This is a genomic window from Streptomyces carpinensis (assembly GCF_002154505.1).
Classification (GTDB): Bacteria; Actinomycetota; Actinomycetes; order Streptomycetales; family Streptomycetaceae; genus Streptomyces; species Streptomyces carpinensis.
This window is the reverse complement of the sequence record NZ_MUBM01000086.1, coordinates 85441-92322: the sequence shown is the minus strand read 5'-3', so window position 1 is coordinate 92322 and position 6882 is coordinate 85441. Positions and strand designations below refer to the sequence as shown.

Sequence of the window (6882 nt, the reverse complement as noted above, 5' to 3'; positions counted from 1 at the left end):
TCACGATCTACAGCTGGAGTATTAGTGATGCGGCCAAGGGGGTGCAGTACTCGGCCGGCCAAGACATAACCGATAGCAAACGCGAGCACCGTCAGGGACAGCAGGCACAACAGTGATTTTCGTTGCAGTGATTCAAGCGCAGCAGCATGCTGTCCGTTCAAGCACTCACGTACAATGGCGTTGAGTTCACTGAAATCGCGGGCCTGGCTGATGGCCGGGCATGCCTCGCTGTACAGAGTAACGTCTTGGGCCGCGGATATCTTCGCGGCTTCGGCACTGCTCTCCAGGCCCTGCGCTATCTGATGATAAATGATCGAAATCAGCGCCGCGCCGGCGACCAGAAACATGCCCCCATACAGCAGCGTCAGCCTTATCCGCACCGTAGGCCGCAGTCTGGAGTTACCCGTCGGGCCTTGGCGGCTCGACTGGGAGCGTCCGGAGTTCAGGTACTGCTGCCCGTACGTCGGAGGTTTCGAATCCTTCACGTGGCTCGACTGATCCTTGCCGGCAGGGGTGTCAGCCATGATCTCACTTCTGAGTAGCAGCGCCGAGTCGGCGGGAGCAGATTTCGGCCATAATGCCCGGGACGCAAGTAAGCGGGCGGTAAGTACTGGCTGCTACACGGATGTTGGCAGTCTGCCATGTCCCGCCCGTGCATGGTCAGCGTCCCTCCCGGTGGCGTCCTGCGCTCCGGGCGGCACTGGCGTGATCGCGGATGCCGGGGCGGCCTCAGGTCGTTGAGGCCTGTCAGACCTGCGCCGCTCTCCGCCCGCCAGCCCCCGGCCCGTCGTCCGCGCGGTGCGCGCGACGTGACCGATTGGGCTGAGGCCGACCTCACCTACAGCGGTGCAGGGTGGCGTCGCCCGGGCAGGTCATGGGAGGTGGACAACCGATGACTTCTCGACGCCGCCGAAGTCAGTACGGACCACACATCGACTCCACATGGAGGACGGCATGGCTCTGGACCTCTTCGCCGGCATCCCCGTCACCGACTACACCGTGGCGCTGCCCTGGTACGAACGGTTCTTCGGCGGGCAGCCGTCGTTTCTGCCCAACGACATCGAGGCGGTCTGGGAGGTCGCCGAGCATCGCTACATCTACATCGTGGAGGACCCGGAACGGGCGGGAAACGCCCTGGTGCTGTCGTTCGTCGACGACCTCGACACCCGAGTCGCCGAGGCCGGTCGGCGGGGCATCGAGCCCACGAAGCGCGAGACGTACGACGGTGGCGTGACCAAGGTGACCTACCGAGACGCGGATGGCAACGAGATCAGCTTCGGCGGCGCCCCAGGCTGACCCCACTTCCGACACCTACAGTCGCTCAGTCCACGTCCACGTCATCGAACAGCGCGTGCATCGCGCCGAGGACGCGGATGCAGGCGTCGATGTCGGCGATGGTCAGATCGCCGTCGACCTGACGCAGCAGTGCGTGCTCACGGGCCCGTACCGCACTGATCGCGGCCCGGCCCTCATCGGTGAGCCGGATGAGCGACGATCGGCGGTGTGCCGGGTTGGCGAGGATCTCCACCATGCCGTGCCGGGCGGCGTCGTTCACCATGCGCTGCACGAACTGCCGGCTGAGCGCCTGAGCCCGCCCCATCTGTGGCACCGTCATCGGGCCCTGGACCCGCAGCAGATCGAGTACGGCGCGCACCCCGACCGACAGACCCTCGGCCGGTACTTGCTGCTCCACCTTGCGTTGGACCCGCCGGTAGAGGGGGCCGACCAGGCCGAAGACCTCCGTGAGGCGTTCGGCCACCTCGTCCGGGGAGGCCGCGGCGAGGGCCGCGGTGCGTTCGTCCGTCATCCCGTCATCATGACACCTTGGTTGTCAAGTCGCGAGAGAGATGACACCTTGGTTGCCATGAGTGCCGATCTCGCATCCGTCCCGATCCGTTCCCTGGAGACCGCCGGCGGCCGCCTCGCCTACCGTGAGGTCGGGGCCGGACCGCCCTTGGTGTTCCTGCACGGCGGCTTCCTCGATCACCGCATGTGGCAGCACCAGCTCCGGACCTTCGCCCCGAGCCACCGGGTCATCGCATTCGACGCCCGCGGACACGGTGCCTCGGACAACGCGACCGGCCCCTTCCGGCCCGCTGACGACGTCGCCGCGCTGCTGCGGGGCCTGGACGCCGCACCGGCCGTGCTGGTCGGCGTGTCGATGGGCGGGGCCACCTCCGTCGACTGCGTGCTGGAACACCCGGAACTGGTCCGCGCGGTCGTCGTCAGCGGTGTCGGCACCAGCGAGCCCGTCTTCGAGGACCCGTGGGCGCTGGACGTGTTCGCCGCCCAGGGGCAGGCCCTGGCTGCGGGTGACGTGGCCGGCTGGGCCGACGCGTTCCAGCGGTTCACCGCCGGCCCGCACCGCGACCTGGCCGACGTCGATCCCGATGTCGTGAGCTGGGTGCGGGAGATGGCACTCGGCACCCTCGGCAAGCACGCACCCGGCGAGCCGGACCATCGAGTGCCCGTCGCGGCCACCTGGGAGCGCGCCGCCGGCATCCCCGTCCCCGTGTGCGCCGTCAACGGCGCCTTGGACGCCCCGGACCACCTGGCCATGGCCGACCGCCTGACCGAGCTCGTCCCCGACGGACGCACCACCACCGTGCCGGACTCCGCGCACTACCCGAACATGGAGAATCCTGCACGCTTCAACGCCGAACTGACCTCGTTCCTGGAGACAGCATGAGCAAAGCCCTCCTCGTGATGGACGTCCAACGGGCCATCGTGGAGATCGCCGACGACGGCTCCGGATACCTGCCACGCCTGCGCAGGGCGATCGACGGCGCCCGAGCGGCCGACATCCCCGTGATCTACGTGGTCATCGCGTTACGTCCCGGCTTCCCGGAAGTCGGGACGCGCAACAGGGCTCTCACCGCCATCGCGCGGGCCGGCCTCCACGTCGAGGGCGACACAGGCACTGAGATCCACCCCGAGATCGCGCCCCGGCCGGACGACGTGGTGGTCACCAAGAGACGGGCGAGCGCGTTCTCGGGCAGCGATCTCGACGTGGTGCTGAGGGCACGCGGCATCGACAGCCTCGTGCTCACCGGCATCGCCACCAGCGCTGTGGTGCTGCACACCCTGTGCCATGCCAACGACCTCGACTTCGGCCTCACCGTCCTCCCCGACGCCTGCCTGGACCTCGACCCAGAGGTGCACCGGGTGCTCACCGAGAAGCTGTTCCCGCAGTGGGCGGACGTCGTCACCGTCGACGACTGGCTCGATGCGATCGCGGCCCGATAGCGCCGCACCACGTGGACGACACCATGAGCGGCCGGCAGGGCGATCCCACTCGGCAGGCTGCTCCCCGACCATGGCCACGCCCCCGAGTCACCGTCGTTCGATCGGGCCACGGTGATCGAGGACGTGGCGGCTTCAGCGCGGAAGCACCCAGCCCGGGGTCCAGGTCCCGGCGGCGTCGTGGCCGGCCGTCGTGGCGGCCAGGTGGGAACGGAGGGTGGTCAGTCCCGGGTGGGAGTTGTCGCGGTGCCAGAGGATGGAGTGCGGGTAGACGGGTGTCGGGTCGGTCACCGGGATGCGGCGCAGGCCGTGGCCGGCGGGCCAGACGAGGCGAGTGTGCTCGCCCATGAAGGTGGCCAGGGCCGGGGTGTCGGCGACGGTGTCGAGGAGCGCGTCGGAGCCGAAGTTGGGGCCGGTCGCCTCGATGGTGAGGCCGTACTCGGCGACGAGGTCGTCGTAGTAGGCGGCCCACTCGGTGCCGGGGACGATGCCGGGCATCCAGATCCGGTGCCCGGCGAGCTGGGCGACGGTCACCGATCGGGCGCCCGCCAGCGCGTGGGCGGGGCCGGTGAGGAGCTGGAGTGGTTCGTCGAGCACCCGGACGGACTCGATGTCCTCGGGAAGGGGCTGGCCGGGCATGGCCACGGCGCGGAAGGATGCGTCGATCGCGCCGGACCGGATGGCGGCGACGGCCGATTCGATGTCGAACAGCATCACCACGTCGAGGTCGACCTCGGGGTGTGCGCGGTGGAAGCCGCGCATCAGGCCCGACGGCGCGACGCGCGAGGCGATCACGTCGACGCGCAGCGGACGGCGGCCGGTGCCCACGGACGCGACCGCGCGCTCGGCCACACGCAGCAGTTCACGCGCGTGGGGCAGGAACGCCTGCCCGTCGATGGTGAGCTCCGCGCCGCGGGCGGTGCGGGTGAACAGCCGCACGCCGAGGTTTCGCTCCAGCGCGGCGATGCGCTTGGAGACGGCCTGCTGGGTGACCGCCAGCTCGGCTGCGGCCTCCGCGAACTGCCCCGCGTCGGCGGCGGCGACGAAGGTCCGGACGGCGTCGAGATCCATGCCGATACCCTATAGACACAACGGTTGGTTGTGGCCGGCGGCTGTGTAGTTGTTTGCCCCCTGGACATGGTGCTCGCTTTGATGCTTCCGATCACGGATCGGTTGTGCGGGTGAGTGGCGAGGGGCGTCAGGCATGAGGAGCGGGCACCGGCTGGGACATCTGCTCGGACATCGGCTCGGGCGGCGGTTCGGGTGGCTCTGGGGAGCCTACGGGACCAGCGCGCTCGGCACGTGGCTCGCTTTCGGCGCGTTCCCGCTGATCGCTATCCAGGTGCTGCACGCCGGACCGGCCGAGGTCGCCGCGCTCTCCTCCGTGGGCGCTGCGGTGGGGGCGGCCGTGGCGGTGCCGCTCGGCCCGTGGGTGGAGTTCCGGCGCAAGCGGCCGGTGCTGATCGCGATGGACCTGGCGCGGTTCGCGGCGCTGCTGACGATTCCCACCGCGTTCGCGCTCGGCGTGCTCACCTTCCTTCAGCTCCTGCTGGTCTCGGTCGTCGTGGCGGCGGCCGACATCACCTTCCGCGCCGCCTCCGGCGCGTATCTGAAGACGCTGCTGCCGGCCGAGGACCTGCTCGTCGCCAACGCGCGGTTCGAGTCCACGGCCTGGACGACCACGATCATCGGACCGCCGCTGGGCGGCGCAGCGATCGGACTTCTCGGTCCGGTGGCGACGGTGGTGGCCGACGCGGTCAGCTACCTGCTCTCGGCCCTGGGCATCCGCGCGATCGGCGGGCACGAGCCCCGGCCCGAGCGCCGGGAGGCCGCGCGCATGCGGGCCGGGGACCTGCTCGACGGCTGGCGGTACATCCTCGCCGACGCGACGCTGCGTCCGCTGTTCTTCAACACCGCCTTGTTCAACGGCCTGGTGATGGCCGCCGAGCCACTGCTGGCCGTCCTGATGCTCGGCCGACTCGGGTACGCACCGTGGGAGTACGGCCTCGCCTTCGCCGCGCCCTCGATCGGCGGACTGCTCGGTTCGCGGCTGGCCCGACCGCTCGTCACCCGGTTCGGTCAGCACCGGGTCCTGGTCGTGGTCGGTTCGCTGCGCGCCCTCTGGCCCGTCGGCCTGGCCTTCCTGCGGCCGGGCACCGGAGGGCTGCTGCTGGTGATGGGCGTCGAACTCGGGCTCATCTTCTGCTGCGGCGTCTTCAACCCCGTCTACGCCACCTACCGTCTCGAGCGCACCGCGCCTGACCGGATCACCCGCACGCTGTCCGCCTGGACGGTGACGACCAAGGCCTCGACCGCACTCCTGACGGCCGTCTGGGGCGTGCTGGGCGGTCTGCTCGGCCCGCGGACGGCCATCGGCCTGGCCGGCGTGCTCCTGCTGGCGACCCCGCTGCTGCTCCCCCGCCGCGCGGCAGCGACTCTCTCCGAGCCGGAACCGGCACCCAGCCGCGCCTGACGCGCCGCCACGGCCGACGCCGCGATCGGGCTGCGCCGCCCCCCGCCTCGAAGTGGTCCACCCCTCCGCATACGGCTCGGAGACGAGCGCGACGGCCTCCGCTGCGGCCGGTGGGGATGGCGGCGCGGCACTCTCAGTCGACGGCCGATCAAGCAGAGCGGAGGACGGCGGTGCCGTACTCCCAGAGCCGGTCGGCTGCCTTCGGGTCGAGCGCGTGGGCGGCCACGCCCCCAGGCTGATCCTCGTCGCCCTGGACGACGCGCGCCTCCTGGTTGTCCTCGAAATAGCGGCCGGTGACGCCCTCCAGGAGAGGCGAGGCGGCCAGCAGGACGGAGGTGGCGGCCCCCTGGTCGGGACTCTTGTAATACGGCAGCGGCCTGACATTCCCCTCGCCGTCCATCACACCGAACGCGCGCATGGTGTCGTCGTCGAGGTGCCGCTGCAGGCGGGTGAGGATGTAGCCGGGGTTGAGCGCGTTGGCCGTGATTCCGTCGGCCGCCCAGCGGCGGGCGCCCACCGTGAACAGGATGTCGGCGGACTTGGACTGCCCGTAGGCGGCCCAGGGGTCGTACGGCCGCCGCTCGAAGTGAGGATCCTCGAAGTCGAAGGGCACGCCCCGGTGGGCACCGGAGCTGACGACCACGATGCGGGCGGAGCCGGCGTCCCGCAGAGCCGCGTGCAGACCGGTGGCCAGTGCGAAGTGGCCGAGGTAATTGGTGGCAAGCTGCATCTCCCAGCCGCCCGGGGTGAGCACACGCGCGGGAAGGGCCATGATCCCGGCATTGGCCACCAGGATGTCGAGAGGCCCGCTCCATGCCCGTACGAAGGCGTCGACCGAGGTCGGATCGGACAGATCGAGTGCCGCCGCGCGTACCCGGCCCGCGCGGCGGACGGCGGTGAGCTCCCGGACGAGCGGTTCTGCGGACTCCGGGCGGCGCGTGGCGATCACGACCTCCGCACCGGCGACGGCCAGGGCCCGGACGGTCTCGGCGCCGATGCCCGAGCCGCCGCCGGTGACCACGGCACGTCGGCCGGTGAGATCGACACCGTCGATCACCTCCTGTGCACGTGCGTGGGCGGAGAAGGGCGTGGTCAGGAGGGCGAAGTCGTTCTGCGAGGGCCTGTCGGCCGGGGCGTTCGTCGTCATGCGGCCACGCTACGACGAC

The 6882-nt window shown here is 70.4% G+C and carries 7 protein-coding genes and 1 pseudogene; 4 read left to right on the top strand and 4 right to left on the bottom strand.

Annotated features, from left to right (window positions below):
* Window positions 1-524 (bottom strand): annotated as a pseudogene (locus BZY54_RS50245) (hypothetical protein); the annotation flags it as partial.
* 430 nt (window positions 525-954) lie between these two features.
* Here BZY54_RS50245 and BZY54_RS13005 point away from each other — a divergent pair.
* Window positions 955-1296 (top strand): VOC family protein, encoded by a 342-nt coding sequence (locus BZY54_RS13005; protein WP_086725338.1) that lies wholly within the window; start codon window positions 955-957, stop codon window positions 1294-1296.
* Between the two features lie 25 nt (window positions 1297-1321).
* Here the strand turns inward: BZY54_RS13005 and BZY54_RS13000 are convergent, their stop codons facing one another.
* Window positions 1322-1807 carry a MarR family winged helix-turn-helix transcriptional regulator gene (locus BZY54_RS13000; RefSeq protein WP_086725324.1) on the bottom strand — a complete coding sequence of 162 codons (486 nt, stop codon included), beginning with the start codon at window positions 1805-1807 and terminating at the stop codon, window positions 1322-1324.
* A gap of 57 nt (window positions 1808-1864) precedes the next feature.
* Here BZY54_RS13000 and BZY54_RS12995 point away from each other — a divergent pair, with 57 nt between their 5' ends.
* Both BZY54_RS12995 and BZY54_RS12990 read left to right on the top strand, forming a co-directional pair.
* Window positions 1865-2689 carry an alpha/beta fold hydrolase gene (locus BZY54_RS12995; protein WP_086725323.1) on the top strand — a complete coding sequence of 275 codons (825 nt, stop codon included), beginning with the start codon at window positions 1865-1867 and terminating at the stop codon, window positions 2687-2689.
* Window positions 2686-3246 carry a cysteine hydrolase family protein gene (locus BZY54_RS12990; protein WP_086725322.1) on the top strand — a complete coding sequence of 187 codons (561 nt, stop codon included), beginning with the start codon at window positions 2686-2688 and terminating at the stop codon, window positions 3244-3246. The genes BZY54_RS12995 and BZY54_RS12990 overlap by 4 nt, the downstream gene beginning before the upstream one ends.
* 132 nt (window positions 3247-3378) lie before the next feature.
* Here BZY54_RS12990 and BZY54_RS12985 read toward each other — a convergent pair whose 3' ends face one another.
* Window positions 3379-4314: a LysR family transcriptional regulator gene (locus BZY54_RS12985; protein ID WP_086725321.1), complete on the bottom strand. Its 936-nt coding sequence runs from the start codon at window positions 4312-4314 to the stop codon at window positions 3379-3381.
* Window positions 4315-4447: 133 nt separating this feature from the next.
* On the opposite strand from BZY54_RS12985, the gene BZY54_RS12980 reads away from it, so the two are divergent.
* The gene (locus tag BZY54_RS12980) at window positions 4448-5716 is read left to right on the top strand and encodes an MFS transporter (RefSeq protein WP_086725320.1); all 1269 of its coding nucleotides are present in this window, start codon (window positions 4448-4450) and stop codon (window positions 5714-5716) included.
* Window positions 5717-5864: 148 nt separating this feature from the next.
* On the opposite strand, the gene BZY54_RS12975 is transcribed toward BZY54_RS12980, so the two are convergent.
* Window positions 5865-6863 (bottom strand): SDR family NAD(P)-dependent oxidoreductase, encoded by a 999-nt coding sequence (locus tag BZY54_RS12975; protein WP_086725319.1) that lies wholly within the window; start codon window positions 6861-6863, stop codon window positions 5865-5867.
* Window positions 6864-6882: the final 19 nt, after the last annotated feature.